Source organism: Pseudomonas helleri (assembly GCF_001043025.1).
GTDB lineage: Bacteria > Pseudomonadota > Gammaproteobacteria > Pseudomonadales > Pseudomonadaceae > Aquipseudomonas > Aquipseudomonas helleri.
On record NZ_JYLD01000005.1, the window covers coordinates 270,405 to 288,926 of the forward strand.

General features: G+C 59.3%; 12 protein-coding genes. 4 read left to right on the top strand and 8 right to left on the bottom strand.

The features are described from left to right. Positions 1-74 precede the first annotated feature (74 nt). The 3 genes from TU84_RS10545 (at position 75) to TU84_RS10555 (ending at position 3,799) form a co-directional block, all read left to right on the top strand. On the top strand, positions 75-2,171 hold the full coding sequence (locus TU84_RS10545; protein ID WP_048368996.1) for a putative bifunctional diguanylate cyclase/phosphodiesterase: 2,097 nt from the start codon (positions 75-77) through the stop codon (positions 2,169-2,171). A 65-nt stretch (positions 2,172-2,236) separates the two neighbouring features. Then, positions 2,237-2,983 carry an SDR family oxidoreductase gene (locus TU84_RS10550; RefSeq protein WP_048368997.1) on the top strand — a complete coding sequence of 249 codons (747 nt, stop codon included), beginning with the start codon at positions 2,237-2,239 and terminating at the stop codon, positions 2,981-2,983. A 207-nt stretch (positions 2,984-3,190) separates the two neighbouring features. Continuing rightward, a complete protein-coding gene (locus TU84_RS10555; protein WP_048368998.1) occupies positions 3,191-3,799 on the top strand; it encodes a DUF4880 domain-containing protein in 609 nt (202 codons plus the stop codon). Between the two features lie 190 nt (positions 3,800-3,989). Here TU84_RS10555 and TU84_RS10560 read toward each other — a convergent pair whose 3' ends face one another. The 6 genes from TU84_RS10560 to pvdM form a co-directional block, all read right to left on the bottom strand. Beyond that, on the bottom strand, positions 3,990-5,234 hold the full coding sequence (locus TU84_RS10560; protein ID WP_048368999.1) for a D-mannose isomerase: 1,245 nt from the start codon (positions 5,232-5,234) through the stop codon (positions 3,990-3,992). A 108-nt stretch (positions 5,235-5,342) separates the two neighbouring features. Beyond that, positions 5,343-6,206 (bottom strand): LysR family transcriptional regulator, encoded by an 864-nt coding sequence (locus TU84_RS10565; protein ID WP_048369000.1) that lies wholly within the window; start codon positions 6,204-6,206, stop codon positions 5,343-5,345. A 142-nt stretch (positions 6,207-6,348) separates the two neighbouring features. Next, a complete protein-coding gene (locus tag TU84_RS10570) occupies positions 6,349-8,823 on the bottom strand; it encodes a TonB-dependent siderophore receptor (RefSeq protein ID WP_048369001.1) in 2,475 nt (824 codons plus the stop codon). Between the two features lie 189 nt (positions 8,824-9,012). Beyond that, complete coding sequence (locus TU84_RS10575; RefSeq protein ID WP_048369002.1) at positions 9,013-10,677, bottom strand: cyclic peptide export ABC transporter; 1,665 nt, start codon at positions 10,675-10,677, stop codon at positions 9,013-9,015. A 195-nt stretch (positions 10,678-10,872) separates the two neighbouring features. Continuing rightward, positions 10,873-11,733, bottom strand: a complete 861-nt coding sequence (gene pvdO / locus TU84_RS10580; RefSeq protein ID WP_048369003.1) for a dihydropyoverdine dehydrogenase — start codon at positions 11,731-11,733, stop codon at positions 10,873-10,875. Positions 11,734-11,744: 11 nt separating this feature from the next. Further along, positions 11,745-13,091 carry a pyoverdine-tailoring dipeptidase-like protein PvdM gene (pvdM, locus tag TU84_RS10585; RefSeq protein WP_048369004.1) on the bottom strand — a complete coding sequence of 449 codons (1,347 nt, stop codon included), beginning with the start codon at positions 13,089-13,091 and terminating at the stop codon, positions 11,745-11,747. A 198-nt stretch (positions 13,092-13,289) separates the two neighbouring features. Between pvdM and TU84_RS10590 the strand changes: the two genes are divergently transcribed. Further along, positions 13,290-14,150, top strand: a complete 861-nt coding sequence (locus tag TU84_RS10590) for a pirin family protein (RefSeq protein ID WP_048369005.1) — start codon at positions 13,290-13,292, stop codon at positions 14,148-14,150. 109 nt (positions 14,151-14,259) lie between these two features. On the opposite strand, the gene TU84_RS10595 is transcribed toward TU84_RS10590, so the two are convergent. Together TU84_RS10595 and TU84_RS10600 are read right to left on the bottom strand one after the other, a co-directional pair. Next, positions 14,260-17,547 (bottom strand): bifunctional diguanylate cyclase/phosphodiesterase, encoded by a 3,288-nt coding sequence (locus TU84_RS10595; protein ID WP_082148665.1) that lies wholly within the window; start codon positions 17,545-17,547, stop codon positions 14,260-14,262. Positions 17,548-17,604: 57 nt separating this feature from the next. Then, positions 17,605-18,498: a LysR family transcriptional regulator gene (locus TU84_RS10600; protein WP_048369006.1), complete on the bottom strand. Its 894-nt coding sequence runs from the start codon at positions 18,496-18,498 to the stop codon at positions 17,605-17,607. Positions 18,499-18,522: the final 24 nt, after the last annotated feature.

Consider the following 18,522-nt stretch of genomic DNA (forward strand, 5'->3'; position numbering starts at 1 on the left):
GTTTCAGGAAACAGTACAATCGCGCATTTTTCACTGGACATGGATGCTGGTCCGGATCGTTCAAGAGAAAGCTCATGGTTGCTGCAACGTACTCTCCCGCCCTGGTGTTTATTTCCTTATGCGTGGCCATTCTGGCCTCGTATACCGCACTTGACCTGACAGGGCGAATCGCTACCGCGCGTGGGCGAACGGCCTATTTGTGGATGGGGGGCGGGGCGCTGGCTATGGGTTTCGGGGTCTGGTCGATGCACTTTATTGGCATGCTCGCCCTGGAGTTGCCGCTGGAGCTGGGCTACGACCTTGGCCTCACCCTGTGGTCATTGCTGGTGGCGATTTTGTCTTGCGGGTTTGCCTTGTGGCTGGTCAGCCAGCCGAGCCTGCCGGCACTGCAATTACTGTTGGGCGCCTTGATCATGGGCGCCGGGATCAGCGCCATGCACTACAGCGGCATGGCGGCCTTGAAGATGCAGCCGGGCATTGACTACGATCCGACGCTGTTTGGCCTGTCGCTGGTGATTGCGGTCGGCGCCTCGGCGGCTGCGCTGTCCATCGCGTTTCGCTTGCGCAAGCAAACCCCTTATGTGCGCCTGATTCGCGGCGGTGCGTCGGTGATCATGGGCCTGGCGATTGTCGGCATGCACTACACCGGCATGGCCGCGGCGAATTTCCCGGTGGGCAGTTTTTGCGGCGCGCTGGTGGATGGGCTGAGCGGCAAAGGTCTGGACAACCTGGTGCTGGTGTCCAGCCTCGCGGTGCTGGTGATAGCGCTGCTGACCTCGATCTTCGATGCCCGCCTGGACGCCCGCACGGCGGCGCTGGCGGATTCACTGACCCTGGCCAACGAAGAGCTCACCCAACTGGCCTTGCATGACACCCTGACCGGGCTGCCTAACCGCATCCTGCTGGCTGACCGGATCAGCCAGGCCATGGCCAAGGTCGCGGAGCAGGGCGGGTGCTTTTCGCTGATGTTTATCGACCTGGACGGCTTTAAGCCGGTCAACGATGCTTTTGGCCATCACGTGGGTGACCGCTTACTGCGTGAAGTGGCCTTGCGTTTGCGCGAGCAGTTGCGCAGCCAGGACACCCTGGCGCGCATTGGCGGCGATGAATTTGTGTTGCTGGTGCGTTTGACCGGGCCAGACGACGCACCGCAAGTGGCCACCCGCCAGGTCAGCCTGTTGGCGAAGAGCTTTCGGGTAGATGAGCATGACTTGCAGATCTCTGCGAGCATCGGCATTGCGCTGTACCCCGGCAATGGCCAGAGCGCCGAAGAGCTGCTGATGAACGCCGACGCCGCGATGTACCACGCCAAAGGTGGTGGTAAAAACGGCTACAGCTTCTTTGACGTATCGATGAACACCAACGCGCGCAAACAACTGCAACTGTTGCAGGACCTGCGGCAGGCGCTGGAACATAACCAGTTCCGCCTGCACTACCAGCCCAAATTTGATGCCAGCAACGGCAAGCCGGTCGGGGCCGAAGCCTTGCTGCGCTGGGAGCACCCGCAACAGGGTTTGCTGCAACCGGACGACTTTATCGAGCTGGCCGAAAAAACCGGCCTGATCATCCCGATTGGCGAGTGGGTGCTCAACGAGGCATGCCGGCAAATGCGTATCTGGTTTGATCAGGGCTACAGCCACTGGCGCATCGCGGTCAATTTGTCGGCCTTGCAGTTTTGCTACTCAGGGCTGGTCGACAGCGTGGTCTCGGCGCTGGAACGCAACCAATTGCCAGCCAACAGCCTGACCCTGGAAATCACCGAAACCACCGCTATGAGTGACGCTGACGCGAGCATGACGGTGCTGCAAAAGCTCTCGCACATGGGCGTTGACCTGTCCATTGATGATTTTGGTACGGGCTATTCCAGCTTGATGTACCTCAAGCGCTTGCCTGCCAACGAGCTGAAAATCGACCGTGGTTTCGTGCGCGATCTGGAACATGACAGCGACGATGCGGCGATTGTCTCGGCCATTGTGGCGTTGGGTCAGGCGCTGGGGTTGCGGATCGTTGCTGAAGGCGTCGAGACCGACACCCAGCAAAGCTTCCTGACCACCTTGGGCTGTGATTCCCTGCAAGGTTTTTTGCTGGGGCAGCCCCTGCCAGCCGAGCAATTTATGGTGGATATTCACCGCGCTGAACAGCCCGTCGCAGGCAACCCGGCTTCGGCCTGACAAAACCGGTGTATCGCGGTTACTCTTGTGCTCATGTCCACTGGTTGAATGGGGAGCGCGTATTTATGGATAGAGTCATCGTGATCACCGGTGGTAGTCGCGGCATTGGCGCAGCCACTGCTGTGCTGGCGGCGAAACAGGGTTACCGGATTTGCATCAACTACCAGTCTGACGACACGGCGGCGCATCAAGTGCTGGACGAGGTGCGTGCGCTGGGGGCACAAGCCATTGCCGTTCGGGCAGACGTCAGCGACGAAGATGAGGTCATCAGCCTGTTCTCGCGGGTTGATCTTGAACTGGGCCCGGTCACGGCGCTGGTCAACAATGCCGGGACCGTGGGGCAGAAGTCCCGGGTCGACGAAATGTCGCAAGTGCGCATCATGCATACCCTTAAAACCAACGTGCTGGGCCCGATTTTGTGCGCCAAGCACGCGGTGCTGCGCATGTCACCGCGTTACGGCGGCCAGGGTGGCAACATCGTCAACGTGTCATCGGTGGCCGCGCGACTGGGCTCGCCCAGCGAGTACGTCGACTACGCCGCCTCCAAGGGCGCCCTCGACACCTTCACCTTGGGCTTGTCCAAAGAACTGGCCGGCGAGGGGATTAGGGTCAACGCCGTGCGGCCGGGTTACATCTTCACCGACTTTCACGCCCTCAGCGGCGACCCGGGTCGGGTCAGCAAACTTGAACCCCTCATCCCCATGGGACGAGGCGGGCGCCCGGAAGAAGTCGCCGAAGCCATCATCTGGCTGCTCTCGGACAAAGCCTCCTACACCACCGGCACCTTTCTGGACCTGGGCGGCGGGCGTTAAACGACTGTAGAAGCGAGCCTGCCCCGCGATCTTTTAAACGATCAAAAGATCGCGGGGCGCTCGACATGTTCTGAACAAGCGCATTGCAATTACGCTCAATCTGCTGATAATGCGACTTATTGCTATTTGAGTCTGGTGATCTGTCGTGTCTGCACCTCTTCCAGACCGTGCCTTTGTTCATTGCTTATCACATACGGCGCAATGCCCATGAGCAAAAACAAGCTCGACCCCATTACCCGTGATGCCATTGACTGGGTTCTGCACCTTGAGTCTGGCCGCGCCTGTTCTTCCGAGCGCCAAGTGTTCAAAGCCTGGCTGGCTGAAAACCCTGAGCACAAGGCCGCCTGGCAACGGGTCGCCGGGCTGGTGAAAAATTCCATGGCTGACTTGCAATCGGTTGATCGGCGTAGCCCGGGTCAAATGCAGGCGGCACTCAAGGCCTTGCTGGATAAGCCTTCGCCAGTGCGTAAAAAAGCCCTGCAAGGCGCTGTGCTGCTGTTATTGCTCGGTCTGGGCGCCGCCGTGTTGGTAGACCGCGTAGTGCCGTTGGCAGGCTTGACGGCCGATCAATACACCGGCACTGGTGAACGCAAAACCATCGAGCTGTACGATGAGCCGCTGTCGGACTTGATCGATGCCTTGCGTCCCTACCAGGCCGGCGTGTTGCGCATCAGCCCAGAAGCCGCGCGGTTGCGGGTCTTTGGGGTATTCGCGCTGGACAACACCGCGCATACCTTGAGTGCACTGGCGCAAACCCTGCCGCTCAAAGTCACGCGCTATGGGCCGTGGTTGACGGTGATTGACGTGGTTCGTTAATTTTTAAATGGCTTTAGGAGAACGTCCTGCTCGTAGCAGTTGCCGAGCCTTGCGAGGCTACGTCCGGCTGCGAAGCAGTCGTCACAGCAAGCGCCCCAGTCTGCCAGTTCGACCTTGCACTTAGCGTTTACGATCGCTGCGCAATCGGACGTAGCCTCGCAGGCTCGACAACTGCTACGGACGGGTTTTTTTATCGGCGTAGCTTGAGGGCGCTGGCCAGGCTGATCGCCAGTGGCAAGCGTGGCAACAACGTGGCCTGGTAAGCGTGGTACAAATCGCCCTTGCCGGGCCAGATGGTGGCCGATGGCAGGTTGTCCGGGCCCAGTTCGTGGTGCCAACTGCCGTTCTCACGGTCGATCAGGTGCAGGTCGATGTAGTCCCAGAAACGCTGATACCACACGTCATACTCAGGCTCGCCGGTGCGTTGGATCAGGGCCGTGGCCGCCGCTGCGGCTTCGGCGAGGGTCCAGTGCAGGCGCTCACGCACCTGCGGTTGATGGTTCCAGTCCAGCGTGTAAACAATCCCCGGTTCACCGTCCACCTGCCAGCCATAGCGGCAAGCGCTGGCGAACAAATGGCGGGCATCGTCCAGCAACCATTCAGGGTTTTCCAGGCCACGCTGCTTGCGTGCGGCTTCAAGGTGCAGCAACAGGCGCGCCCATTCAAACGCATGGCCCGGTGTCTTGCCAAAAGGGCGGAAAGGGTCGGCCGGGTTATCGATGTTGTAGTCGGGCAGCGCTTGCCATTGCGCGTCGAAATGCTCAATGGGCAAGTAGCCGGACTGCGCGGCGTGTTGATGAATCACCCGATCGGCGATGCTCAAGGCGCGGTCGAGCCAGAGGTCTTCGTCGAGCACATCGGCCAGTGCCAGAAAGGTTTCGGTGCCATGCATGTTGCTGTTGGCCCCACGGTACAGCTCGCAGTCAGTCCAGTCCTCGGCAAAGCTTTCCTGCAAGGCGCCTTGCTCTTCGCACCAGAAATGACGCTCCAGCACACCCACGGCTTCTGCGAGCAATTCAGCAGCGCCCAGGCGTCCGGCCACCACCGCAGAGCTGGCGGCAAGGGCGACAAACGCATGCAGGTAGGCGTACTTGCGGCGGTTGCCATCTTCGCCATTGGGGGTCGCAAACCAACCGCCATAATTGGCGTCTTGCAGCGCGCCGGCCAGTGCCGAGAGACCATGATCAATCAACGGCCCGCAGCCCGGCAGGCCCTGAATATGCGCCAGGGAAAAGCTGTGAACCATCCGCGCGGTGGTTACGGTATCCACCTGGGCATCGTTCGGGCGCTGGCCGAAGTGGTCGAGGCTGGCAAACCCAAGCGGCACGCGCGCAGCCTTGGCGAAATCCACCAGCGCTTGCCCCTGGTCGTGCAGCCACTGTTGATGGGAGGCAGAAGTCAGCCAGCTTTCGTTGGTACGCGTGAGATTGGTCATGTGCCACCTGTGGGGTTCTTGTTATTCAGCGCTCGCAGATTAAGAGATTGGCTCTAAAGCTGAAAGCTTTCATCTTCACAAGACGCCCGGTTGTCGCACAGCTGTTGGTTAAATCTCCGGGCCCCAGCGCTGCGACCAGTCGCCGTCCTCCTTGACCAGCTCGCGCAGCAGTTCGATGGCGTGTTGCAACGCCGGGCTGTCGCGTTCGCGTGAGTACACCAAATAGGTCGGGTAGCTGAATTCCGGGGCTTTGGGCACGCGCTCAAGGGCGCCGCTGTCCAGGTAACTTTTGACCACCCGGGTGCGAAAGTAGCCGCTACCGCCGTTTTCCAGAATGAAATGCAAGGCCACCGGCCCCAGATTAAAACTGATCGGCGCCCGGGCTTTGTCAGGCAGGGCGGCGTCATGCTGACGGCGGAAGTCTTCACCCCAGTCCACGTATACATAAGGCTCGGGCAGGGCAGGGCAGCGAATCTGAATCAGTTTCTCTTCAAGCAACTGCTCAACTTGCATCCCCGGCCAATACGCAGGCTGATACACCAGCGCGGCATCCAGCAGGCCCATTTCGATCTGGCGCAACAGAAACTCACCGTCGCGAATCTGAATCCGCAAGGCGTGTTGGGTGAGGTGTTCTCGCAAGGTTTTCGCCCAGCTCAGAATCAGCGGGTTGCACAAGCTGACTTCACCGCCGATGTGCAGCATTTTGTGCAAGCCTTCGGGGCGCGGCACATCACGGCGGGCGGCCTCCCAGGTTTGCATCAGTTGATTGGCATAGACCACAAAGGCTTCGCCGTCCGGGGTCAGCTTGGCTCCGGCGCGGTTACGCACAAATAACCCGGTGCCGAGCAGGCTTTCGAGCTTTTGCACGCGGGCGGTCACAGCGGTCTGGGTGATGTGAAGTTTTTCGGCTGCTGCCGCGAGGCTGCCGCAGCGGACGATTTCGAGGAAGGTACGGGCCAGGTCGAGGTCCATGATCGTGCCTGTGAGCAAGGGGTGCTCAGTGTAAGGGCAATGTACGAAAAACACATGGACACTGTAGGAGTGAGCTCGCCTCGCGATCTTTTATAAAGATCAAAAGATCGCGAGCAAGCTCGCTCCTACAGATTTTGCGGGGTTAGAAGGTGTATTTAGTCGTCAACGACAGGCTGCGTGGCTCGCCGTAGTAAACGGTGCTGAAGTTACCCAGGCCCGACAGGTACTTTTTGTCGAACACGTTGTTGGCGTTGAGGTTGAACGACAGGTGTTCGTTGTAATCGTAGCGGGTCATCAGGTTAACCAGCGCGTAGCTGTTCTGCTCGATGATGTCGTAGTCGCCTTTCGGGTCGTTCCAGATCCGCCCGTAGAACGGGCTCTGCCAGTTCACGCCACCGCCCACAGTGACTTTGTTCAACGCGCCTGGCAGGCGATAGGTGGTGAACACCCGTGCCACGTTTTCAGGCTTGGTGGTTTCCAGCGGGAAGCCATACAGGCGCTTGCCGTCATCGGTTTTGGTCTGGGCGTAGGTGTAGCCCGCCATGATGTTCCAGTCCGGCATCAACTCACCGGCCAGTTCAAACTCGATGCCTTTGGTTTTGGCTCCATCAACCGACTCGTAGAAGTCGCGACCGGTATCCGCGTCTGTGCCGGCGTAGATCGGCAGTTTTTTCTGCTCGGTGCGGAACACCGCCACGGTCGCGTTCAGGCGGCCGCCAAAGTATTCACCCTTCAAGCCGATTTCGTAGCTGTTGCCTTCGGTAGGTGGCAGGTTGGTGTTGGACTGGCTGCGCTCGGTCACCGGTTTGTAGATCGAGGTGTAGCTGGCATAGGTTGAGTAGGTGTCGTTCAGGTCATACACCACACCTGCATAAGGCGTGACTTTACCGTGCTGCTTGGAGGTGGTTTTGTTGTCGCTGAATGCAGACGACTGCACGTAATACTTGTAGGTGTCGTTGTATTGGAAGTCGCTCAGGCGGCTACCCAAAATGACCGACAAGTCGTCCGCAGGTTTGAAGCGGGCCGCAATGTAGGCACTGTTCTGATTGGTGTTTTTTTCGTACTTGCCGTTTTTCGGGAAATCCGGTTTCGGGTAATGGCCCTTCCAGTCAAAGATACTGCCGGGTACCTCACCGAACGCGCTGCCATCGAAGGTCGCGCCGGTTTGGCGTGACGACTGCGATGTAGCGCCGACGACCAGTTCATGTTCGCGGCCGAACAGGGTGAAAGGGCCTGTCGCATTGATGTCGGCGGTGGTTTGTACGCGATGGCCTTCCCACTTGCCCCAGTAAAAGAACATGCCCTCACCAGTCACCGGGTCCGGGGTGCCGCCACTGGCCGAGCCCAGTTGGGTGTCGTGGTCGTTGGTTTGCTGGTTCAGCGTGCCTTTGACCTTCCAGTCGTTGGCAAAGGTGTGCTCAAGGGAGGCGAAGGTGGTTTGCGCGACGACATCACGACGGCTCCAGTCCGTGGCCGGGTTGAACGAGCGGCTGAAGTCGGTCTTGCTGTAGTCAGAGAAGTAGTACGGGTTACCGGTCCAGGACGAGCCGCGCGGCTTGATTTTTTGATAGTCCATGCCGAAGGTGAACAGCGTGTCGGGGGTCAGATCGGCTTCGATGATGCCGTAGAACACGTCATTCTTTTTGGAATAATGGTCGCGGTACGAGTCTGCGTCCTGGTACACCGCCACCACGCGGCCGCGCACGCTGCCGTCTTCATTCAACGGGCCGGAAATATCGCCTTCGGTGCGGTAATCATCCCATGAGCCGACGCTGCCGCTGACCGATGCCTTGAATTCGCGGGTCGGTTTTTTGCGGATCAGGTTGACCGTGGCCGAAGGCTCGCCCGAGCCGGACAGCAGGCCCGTTGCCCCCTTGATGATATCGACGCGGTCGTACAGGGCCATGTCGACCTTGGTCGCGCCTTCATCGAACACACCGTCGTACTGGCTGTTGACGCCGTCGTACTGGAAGTTGGTGATGGCATAGCCACGCGCCGAGTACTCCATGCGGTCACTGTCGTAGGCCTGGGTCGAAATGCCCGGCGCATTGCGCAGCACATCGCCGATGCTTTGCGCTGCCTGGTCGTTCATCAACTGGCGGGTGATCACGGTCACGGTCTGCGGGGTTTCGCGGATCGACAACGGCAACTTGGTCGAACTGGCGGTAGCGCCTGTGGTGTACGAGCCGGAGTCTTCAGTGATCAGCGTGTTGCCCAGGCCCTTGCCGGTAATGGTTGTGGCGCCCAACTCCAGGCCTTTGCCCTGATGGGTGTTGATAATCACTGTATTGCCATTGAGCTGATAGGAAATCCCGCTGCCTTGCAGCAGGGCTTCCAGTGCCTGGATGGGCTCAAGCGAACCCGACACCGAATGCGATTTGATCCCTTGCACCTGATCCGGGCTGTACAGCACTTGCAGGTTGGCCTGCTTGCCAAACTCGTTCAGTGCGCTGGCCAGCGACTGTGCCGGAATGTTCACCGCGACCGGGGCGGCCTGAACCAGTGAAGAGCCTAGTAAAACCGATGCCACAAAGGCGCTGGACAACAGGGTGCGGCGCACAGTCTGACGCTGGGTAGCGATCGCGAGAGGTGTCCGGCTCAAGGTTGGTCGTTGCATGTCGTGCCTAGGCTCCGTAGAAAAATTCTTTCTTGTTAATGGGAATAGTTATTAGACGCAGCACGATTGAAAAACCGGATAAAAGTTCCTGAAAAAAATTAGCCGTGCTCTCAGCTGTGGTCGAAAACCTCTGTAGGAGCGAGCTCGCCTCGCGGTCTTTTGCTCTTCAAGCAGGCTGAGAGCCGGGAATTACGCCACGTCCAGCGCCGTGCTGACCTTGCCGCTGTCCATGCGCACCAATTGATCGGCAACGTCGAAATAACGGTCGTCGTGGGAGATCACGATGATGGTTTTGCCCAGGCGCTTAAGGTCCGGCAGCAGTTCGGTGTAGAAAATCCGCCTGAAGGTCGGGTCTTGGTCGGCCGCCCATTCGTCAAACACCAGCACCGGGCGCTCTTCCAGCCAGGCGTTGACCAGAGCCAGACGCTTGCGTTGCCCGGTCGAGAGGTCGGTGGTGCTGAACTGGCCGTCGGTGATGCTGACCTTGTGCGCAATTTCCAGGCGCTTGAGGTACTGCTCGGCGTCCTGGGGGATGTGCATGTCGCCTTGCACCACGTCATCGAACAGGTAGTAGTCGGCAAAAATGGTGGTGAACAACTGCCGATAGTCATCGCGGGTTTCAGCTGACACGGGCTGGTCATTAAGGCGGATCTCACCCTGTTGCGGTGCATACAGGCCCAGCAGCAACTTGATCAGGGTGGTTTTGCCGCAGCCGTTTTCGCCGACAATAAACACAATGTCGCCTTGCTTGATCGTCAGGTTCACCGGGCCGAGGCGGAACGGGGCGCTGCCGTCCACGGGCGGGAAGCTGTAGCTCACGTCCACCAGTTGCAGGCTGTTGAGGGTCTTGTCAGGTGCGTCCTGTGCGTTGAGCAGCAGGTGCGGCTCGGGCGAGTTGAACTGTTCGGACAAGTCGGCAATGCGCCGGAAGGCGATTTGCGCACGACTGATGATCGGCAGGGTGCTGATCAAGTGCTCCAGCGGGCCTTTCATGTACAGCAACACCAGGACAAAACCGCTGATGACTTCGGGGTTGCCGCTGGGCCAAAACGACTGCATGGCCAGCGCCAGGCCGATGACCACGAAAAACAGCATCGAACCGAGGCTTTTGGCGATGACGAAGGTGTTGATCGAGCGCACCTGAATGTCACAGATTTTTTGCGCCGTGCGCTGAATGCCGGAGACAAACATCCGTTGCCGACGGGGGCGGTGAATACGCAGTTCCTTGGCGCCTTCGGCAATTGCGTTGTAATGCTTTTGCAGCTCGTCTTCGGCTTCACGGGCTTCGGCAAACCCGTTGAGGCCGTAGCCGCGGGCGATGTACTGGATCACCGTGCCGATGGCGATTGCTACGAGCATCATCACAAACATCGGCCACGACAGCATGGCCAGATAGCCCATGCAACCCAGGGTCACGGTCAGCGAAATCGCCAGTGGGGCAAAAGCGAAGGCGAAGTCGCTGATGGTGTCGACGTCATGGGTCAGTACCGGAATCAGCCGGTGGCTGCGGTAACGTTCAATGTGCGAGATGGGCGCCGAAAGCACCTTTTCGCCGAGCTCTCGGCGCAGGGTGGCGATGATGTGCTGGCCGACATAATTGCTGCCGATGTCGGAACAAATACTGCTGATCAGCGCCAGCACGCACAGCCCGGCAAACAGCGCGACCACCTGTTGGGTGAGCCCGCTTTCGGCGTGCAGGGCACTGTTGATGGTCGCCAGCAGCACCGTCACGCTTAACCCGCCGATCATGCCCAGCACGATCGACAGGCTGACGATCAAACGAAAAGGCTTGAGCAGAATAAACAGTTCTCGAAGAACCCCGGGCGATGTCCGGGGCGTGGCAGGCTGGCTCATAAACAAGAGTTCCTTGGCTCAAGGGAAGGGCAGTCTCTTGTGAACGAGTGATTGGGGTGGGGATTTAGCCGCTGCAACAGGTTGAGAATGAACCTGTGGGAGCGGGCTTGCTCGCGATAGCATTACCGGGGACGACAGACAAACTGAGCCGCCCGTATCGCGAGCAAGCCCGCTCCTACAATAAGGTTATGGGCTTTAAAGATCGCGCTCAACCCTGAAGCCGATCCAGTCGCCACGGGTTTGCGGGTAAATGTCGTTACGGTTGCCCGAGCGTGAGAACACCGGGGCTTCGCCCCAGTCATTGCCGCGGATCTGCATCAGTTCGCCCGCGCACTCAGTCACCCAGGCGCTGCCATCGGTGGGTGCGCCCACGTAGTCGTTGTGTTTGCAGTCTGCGAGCCATTCGTACACGTTGCCGTGCATGTCATACACGCCAAAGGCGTTGGCCGGGTAGCTGCCGACCGGCGAGCTGTAGCTGTAGCCATCTGCAGGGCCGTAGGTATTGGCGTGCTTGGCGATGCTGTAGGGCTTGCCTTCATCCATCGGGAACGGGAAAGGCCCGGTCGATCCGGCCCTGGCGGCGTATTCGCGGGTGGCCTCGCTGACCATGCGGTACGGCTTGCCGGTCTTTTTTGCCAGCCAGCTGACATATTGCTTAACGTCTTCAAAGTCCATGCACACCGCGGGCTGACGCGGCCCCTGCGGGTAGCTGGGTTTGCTCGCCGTGCATTTGCGCCCGGGGCGGTCGTCGCCGTCGGCAATCTTGACCCCGGTTTCCTTGATGTACGCATCAAATTCGCCTGCCGTGACTTGAAAGCGGCTGATCGCCACCGGCTTGCTGAAGGTCACGGTGTGCATCGGGCCTTCATCAGGTTCGCGGCCGACTTCATCGTCAGGGGTGCCCATGACGAAACTGCCCGCCGGCAGCACCACCATTTGCGGGCAGTTTTTGCAATCTTGAAAGACCGTGCCCGGTTCGGCAGCCGGGGCAGCGTGGGCCAAGGCGGGCAGGGCACTGGCGAACAACAGGCAATACAGCGGTTTTAGCGTGGGCATGGTTAAACACTTCACTGGGAGATAGGGTTGGCGGCTTTTTGCACGGTGTCCCAGACCCGCAGGAAATTACCGCCCCAAAGCTTGGCGATGTCGGCTTCTGAATAGCCGCGCTGGAGCAGCTCGGCGGTGACGTTGCGGGTCTCGCTCACGTCTTTCCAGCCTTCCAGGCCGCCGCCATCGTTGAAGTCAGAGCTGATACCGACATGGTCGATGCCGATTTTTTTCACCGCGTAGTCAATGGCATCGCCGTAGTCTTTCAAGGTGGCTTTGGGCTCATGCTCGACGATGTCGTACAGCCCGCTGGCGTATTGGCCGAAACGTTGTTCTGGCCACACGGTAATGATCGCGTCACCGGGCATCAGGGCCATTTCGAGGTTGTGCAAGGGCGGCAAATCAAACTGGCTGCGCAGGGTATTGAGCTTGTCCTGGCTGGCCTGGCTCAGCGGGCGCAAGTAAGTGCCGAAACCGACAATTTGCACCACGCCGCCAGTGTCTTTGATCCGTTGCATGTCCTTGTCGCTGAGATTGCGCGGGATGTCGACCAGCGCCCGTGGGGCAGAGTGCGACGCCACCAGCGGGGTACGGCTGAGCTGGCTGACTTGCTCCAGCGCTTTGCTCGACATTTGCGAAACGTCGATGATCACGCCCAGATCGTTCAAGCGCTTGACGGCCTGTTTGCCGGTGTCTGACAGACCGTTCAGGGCGTCGGGGGTGTCATTGAAAAAGGGCAGCGGGCGTGAAGAGTCGGCCCAGTCGTTGTTGCCGACATAGCTGAAGCCGAACATGCGCATGCCGCGCGCGGCCCATTTGTCCAGTTGGTTCAGGTCATTACCCAATGGGTAGGCGTTGAGCATGCTGATAAAAATCGCAAACTTGCCTTCGCCGTGCAGACGCCGGAAATCATCCGGGGTGTAGGCAATGGCCACTTGCTCGGGAAAGTCACGCACTATGGCGCTGATGATGGTGTAGCGCACCTCTTGATCATTACGCACGGCGTCGACAAAGCCTGCGGTTGGGCGGTGCGGGGCGTTCGGACCGTTCCAGATTTCTGGCCAGCCGAAGATCGTCAGCGCGGCGCCCGACAACCGGCCTTTGGCTGCCTTGACCAGGTCGAACTGGCCGGGGCCGTCTTTGTCGGCTTCATTGCCTGCGCTGCCGAACTCCAGCGGCACGGTGATATGGCTGTCGAATGACAGCAGGCGGTTTTGCAGTTCATCGGCCTGTTTGACGATGCTCAGCGGGTAGCCGGCATTGCCTTTGTAAAACGCGTCCCAGGCCAAAAATCCGCCGCCGATGGCCACGGCCAGCGCCAGAGGAATACCGATAAACAGGGCTTTTTTGCTGCGTGATTTAGTCATCGCCATCTCAGTAGAAATCCGCCGCTATACGGCCTTTGCTATCAGGAGGGGACGAGGGGATGACGCAGAAATTTAGACGGGGGTTTGGGGCGTTGGAGTGATCGTTCTATCTGTGGAACGATATAATTCAAAATTGCCATCTAGTGCTATGGGTGATGCGAATCTATAGTGGTTGCCATGCATGACAGGAGGTGCAACATGAAAAACATTATGGGTCTCTACACCGCGCCACGAGGTCATTGGGTCGGCGATGGCTTCCCGGTGCGCACGTTGTTTTCCTACGACACGATGGGCAAGCACATCAGCCCGTTCCTTTTGCTGGATTACGCGGGCCCAGCCGAGTTCACGCCGACCACTGAGCGTCGTGGCGTCGGGCAACACCCGCATCGCGGCTTCGAGACAGTGACCATCGTCTATAAAGGCGAAGTTGAACACCGTGACTCCACCGGCAACGGCGGGATCATCGGGCCCGGTGATGTGCAGTGGATGACGGCGGCGTCCGGCATCCTTCACGAAGAGTTCCACTCAGAGGCGTTTGCCCGCAGTGGCGGTGCACTGGAAATGGTCCAGCTGTGGGTGAATCTGCCCGCCAAGGACAAAATGGCCAAGCCGGGTTACCAAGGCATTCTGGACCGCGAAATTCCACAGTTGGCGCTCAAGGACAATGCCGGCACCTTGCGTTTGATTGCCGGTGAGTTCGATGGCACACGTGGCCCGGCGCGTACGTTCACTGACATCGATGTGTGGGACATACGCCTGAACGCGGGCAAGTCGGCAACCTTTGACCTGCCTGCGGGCCGCAACTCGGCGCTGGTTGTGTTGCACGGCACGGTTGAGGTTAATGGCGCGCAAGCAGTGGGCGAAGGCCAACTGGCGCTGTTCGAACGTGAAGGCACGCAGATAAAACTGCACGCCAGTCACGATGCCGTGTTGTTGATTCTCAGCGGTGAGCCGATCGACGAGCCCATCGTTGGTCACGGTCCGTTTGTGATGAACAGCGAGGCTGAGATTCATCAGGCGTTCAGGGACTTCCAGTCGGGCAAGTTCGGCCGGATGTAACCCAGGATCTTGTAGTCGCTGACGAGGTACGAAGGCTGCGATGGGTTGCGCAGCGACCCCAATCGGCGGTCCTGCGGCCCGCATCGCAGCCTTCGTGCCTCGTCAGCGACTACGGGGTTTTTTGTAACAGCTCGCGAAATTGCGCCAAGGGCACTGGCCTGCTGTGCAGATAGCCCTGATACAAATGGCAGTCCAGTGTTTGCAAATACGTCAACTGCGCCAGTTGCTCAACGCCTTCAGCCACCACGGTCAGGCCGAGACTATGGGCCATGGCGGCGATGGCGCGGATAATCTCGGCATCGTTGGGGTCCTGGATTGCGTCACGCACAAACGACTGGTCAATTTTCAGGGTGTCGACCGGCAAGCGCTTGAGATGGGTCAGGGAGGAATAACCGGTGCCGAAGTCGTCCATCGCAAAGCTGGCGCCCAGGGCGATCAACTGGTGCATTTTTTCGATGGTGTCTTCCAGGTTTTGAATCACGATGCCTTCGGTGACTTCCAATTTGAGCATCGAGTAGGGCAGGTGGTGATTCAACAGGCTGCGTTGGACCCGCTCAACAAAGTCGCTCTGCAAAAATTGCCGTGGGCTGATGTTGACGCACAGGCTGAAACCCTCCGGGTCGAGCAGGCCTTCTTTGAGCAGTTCGCTGAAAGCACGGCACGCCTCATCGAGCACCCAGGTGCCCGCTTCCAGAATCAGACCGCTGTCTTCGAGGATTTTAATAAACTCGCTGGGTGACTGCGGTCCCAGCTCCGGGTGCGTCCAGCGCAGCAAGGCTTCAGCACCAACGATGCGGTTGCTGCGGGCGTCGACTTGCGGTTGAAAGTGCAGGCTGAATTCGCTGCGAGCCAGCGCCTGGCGCAAATCGCTTTCCATGCGCATGCGCTGGCTGGCAGCGGTCTGCATTTCAAAGTGAAACAGTTGCGTGGTGTTGCGCCCGGCATCCTTGGCCCGGTACAGCGCAATGTCGGCGCGCTTGAGCAGGTCGGCCGGGTTGGCGCCGTGGTCGGGAATCAGCGCGATACCAATGCTGGGCGTCACTTGCAGGCGCTGGCCGTCGAGGAACATTGGCTCGGCGAGTAATTGGCGAATAGTGTCGGCGATATGGCACACCGCGTCAGTGACCTCTTGCTGCGAGCCTTTAAGCCCGGTCAGCAGCACCACGAATTCATCACCACCCAAACGGGCCACGGTGTCTTCGCTGCGCACGCTGGCTTCCAGGCGCGCGGTGATGATGCGCAACACCGAATCGCCCACCGGGTGCCCCAATGAGTCGTTGATGTGCTTGAAGTGATCAAGGTCCAGAAACAACAGCGCACCGCGCAAATCATGGCGCTTGAGCAGTGAGGTCTGCTGGCTCAGGCGGTCCATCAGCAGGGCGCGGTTCGGCAGGTTGGTCAAAGGGTCGTGGTACGCCAGGTGCCGGACTTGCGCCTGGGCGCTTTTCAATTGGCTGATGTCGCGGGCGGTCAGCAGCAAGCAGGGCGCCTCGTTTAGGGTAATCAGCTCTATTGAAATTTCGACCGTGAGCGGGCTGCCGTTTTTGGCCCGGCCAAGCACCTCGCGGTTGCTGATGCGGCCCTTTTCACGCAGTTCATCAAGCAGCGCCTGACGCTTCGAGCTGTCGCCCCAAATCCCCAGCTCATACGGGCTGCGGCCAATCACTTCGTCGCTGCTGTAGCCTGTCAGCCGGGTGAAGCCGTCGTTGACTTCAAGGTAACGACCGCTCACCAGTTCGCTGATGGTGATGGCGTCGGGGCTTGAGTGAAAAGCCTTGGCGAATTTTTCTTCGCTGGCCTTGAGCGCGGCTTCGGCCCGCTGTTGCTGGGTAATGTCGCGCAGGGTGGTGACGATGCACGGCTGGCCATTGACCTCGATGTGGCGGCTGGACAATACGCAGGTCAGCGGTTCGCCATTTTTGTGGTGCAAGGTTAACGCCGGGTTGGTCTGTGCCGGGGCGCGGATAATGCGCTGTAACTGGCGCAGGTGCTGGGCGCTGGCGTCGGTCAGGGCGCTGCTGGTGTCTGCACCTTCTTGCAGGTCGGCCACGGTCCAGCCAAAGGTCTGGGTGAAGCTGGTGTTGATTTCGATAAAGTGCGCGCTGTCTGCGAGCATCACGCAAATGGGGTCGGGGCTGGTCTGGAAGACACTGGCAAACTTTTCTTCTGAGGCGCTCAAGCGCTGTTCGCGCTCTACCTGGTCGGTGATGTCGAGCAAAGTGCCGGCCATGCGCAGCGGTTTGTCCGCTGCATCGCGGTACAGCCGGGCACGGCTTTCCAGGTAGCGTGAGGCGCCGTGAGCCAGCGGCACACGGTAAGTCAGTTGGTAATTGCCGGCCGGGCCTTCGCGCAGCGAGCGGTAGGCATTGCGCATGTTGAAGCGTTCTTCTTCGGGCACGCCTTCAAAAAACGCGTCAAATGATTCGTTGAACGGCTCTGCGGGCAGGCCATGCAGTTGAGCGGCGCGGGCCGAGCCATACAGGCGGCCGGTGGGGATGTGCCAGTCCCAAGTGCCCAGTTGCGCCGAGTCGAGTGCAAGGTCCAGGCGTTCCTGGCTTTCAATCAGCGCTTGCTCGGCTTCTTTGCGTAGACGGTTGTCGACGAAGGTGCTGATCAGGTACGCCTCGCCCTCCAGTTCGACTTTTTGCGCGCTCAGCATGCCTTCATGAAACTGACCGTGACGGTCGGCCAATTGCACTTCCAGAGTGATCGGTGCGTTCTGCTGACTGACGGCTTTGGTGAATTGCAGGCGCTGCGCCGGGTCTGGCCAGATGCCCAGCTCAACCGTGGTACGGCCAATGGCTTCGGCGGCGGTCCAGCCCAACTGGCTTTCAAAGCTATGGTTGGCTTCGCTGATCAGCCCGTCTTCGATGCGTACCAGCAAAACCATGTGCGGTGACAGCTGAAACAGCGTCGAAAAGCGTTGCTCTGAACTGTTCAGCGCTTGCTGGCGCTGACGTTGCAGGGTGACGTCGCGAATCACCCCCATGATCCGTGGGTTCGGGTCATCGCCGGGGACCTGGCTGCCGTGAATCTCCAGCCAGTGCAGGCTGCCATCAGGCCAGCGCACCCGGTAATGAATGGGTTTTAGTAATTGCTTGCCGTTGATAATCGCGTCGAAGGCCTGTTGGGCCTTGGGCCAGTCGTCAAAGGGCAGGGAGGCCAATTGCTGAAGGTTACCGGGCAGCGCAAGGGCTGAATCAAAGCCAAAAAAAACGTGGGCTCCATTCGACCAATGCAAGTCGCCACTGTTGAGTTCCCAGCACCAGGCGCCCAGTTGGGCTGCGTTCATGGCGGTGAGCAGTTGCGTGGCACTCAGCGCGTGATTGTCCAGGGCTGACAGGTCGATATCAGACGCATCAGGGGCAGGGTGCAGCGCATCCGTGGGGTTTGACATTGACTGCAGTCCTTGGGCTGAAAATCTTGAAAACGATCCATGCCTGAACCGGTGTTTTCAGGGTTGCTCAGTGTGCAGCGTGTCGACTTGGGCATCCAGCAGTGTCATGAAAGCGTGTGCGGCGTTCGACAAAGTTCTTTCGGTGTGCACGATATAGCCTAGTTGACGTGTCAGTTGTATGCCCGGCAAGGCGATTGAGGCCACTTGTTCATCGAGCATGGTGCGCGGCAACACGCTCCATGCCAGACCGATGGACACCATCATCTTGATGGTTTCCAGGTAGTTGGTGCTCATGGCGATATTGGGTGTGAGGCCCTGGCCTTCAAACAGGCGCTGCACGATATGGTGAGTAAAGGTGTTGCCTCCCGGAAACACCGCCGGGTGGTGAGCAATGTCCGACATGCTCACGCTGGCTTGCTGAGTGAGGCTGTGCTCGGGCGCCACCACGAAATCCAGCGGGTCGTCCCACACCGGCACCGCGCGAATCAGCGAGTGAGGTTCCGGCGCCAGGGTGATAACGGCCAATTCGGCGCGGCCATGGAGAATTTCTTCGTAGGCAACTTCTGAATCCAGGAACTGAATATCCAGCGCAACTTTGGGATACGTGCGGGTGAACTCACGTAGCAACGGCGGCAAACGGTGCAGGCCGATATGGTGACTGGTGGCCAGAGTCAGGCGTCCGCTGACTTCACCATTAAGGTTGTTGAGCGCCCGTCGGGTGTCATCCAGCACGTTGAGAATCTGGTAGGCGCGTGGCAGCAACGCCCGGCCTGCCTCGGTCAAACTGACCTCGCGACCCAGCCGGTCAAACAGTCGCAGCTTGAGTTGCTGCTCAATGCTGGCGATGCGTTTGCTGATCGCAGGCTGGGTTAAAAACAACCGTTCGGCGGCGCCAGAGAAGCTTCCGGTTTCTGCAATGGCGATGAAAGCGTTGAGATTCGCGAGATCCATCTAGGTGAATTCCTGTTGGTTATC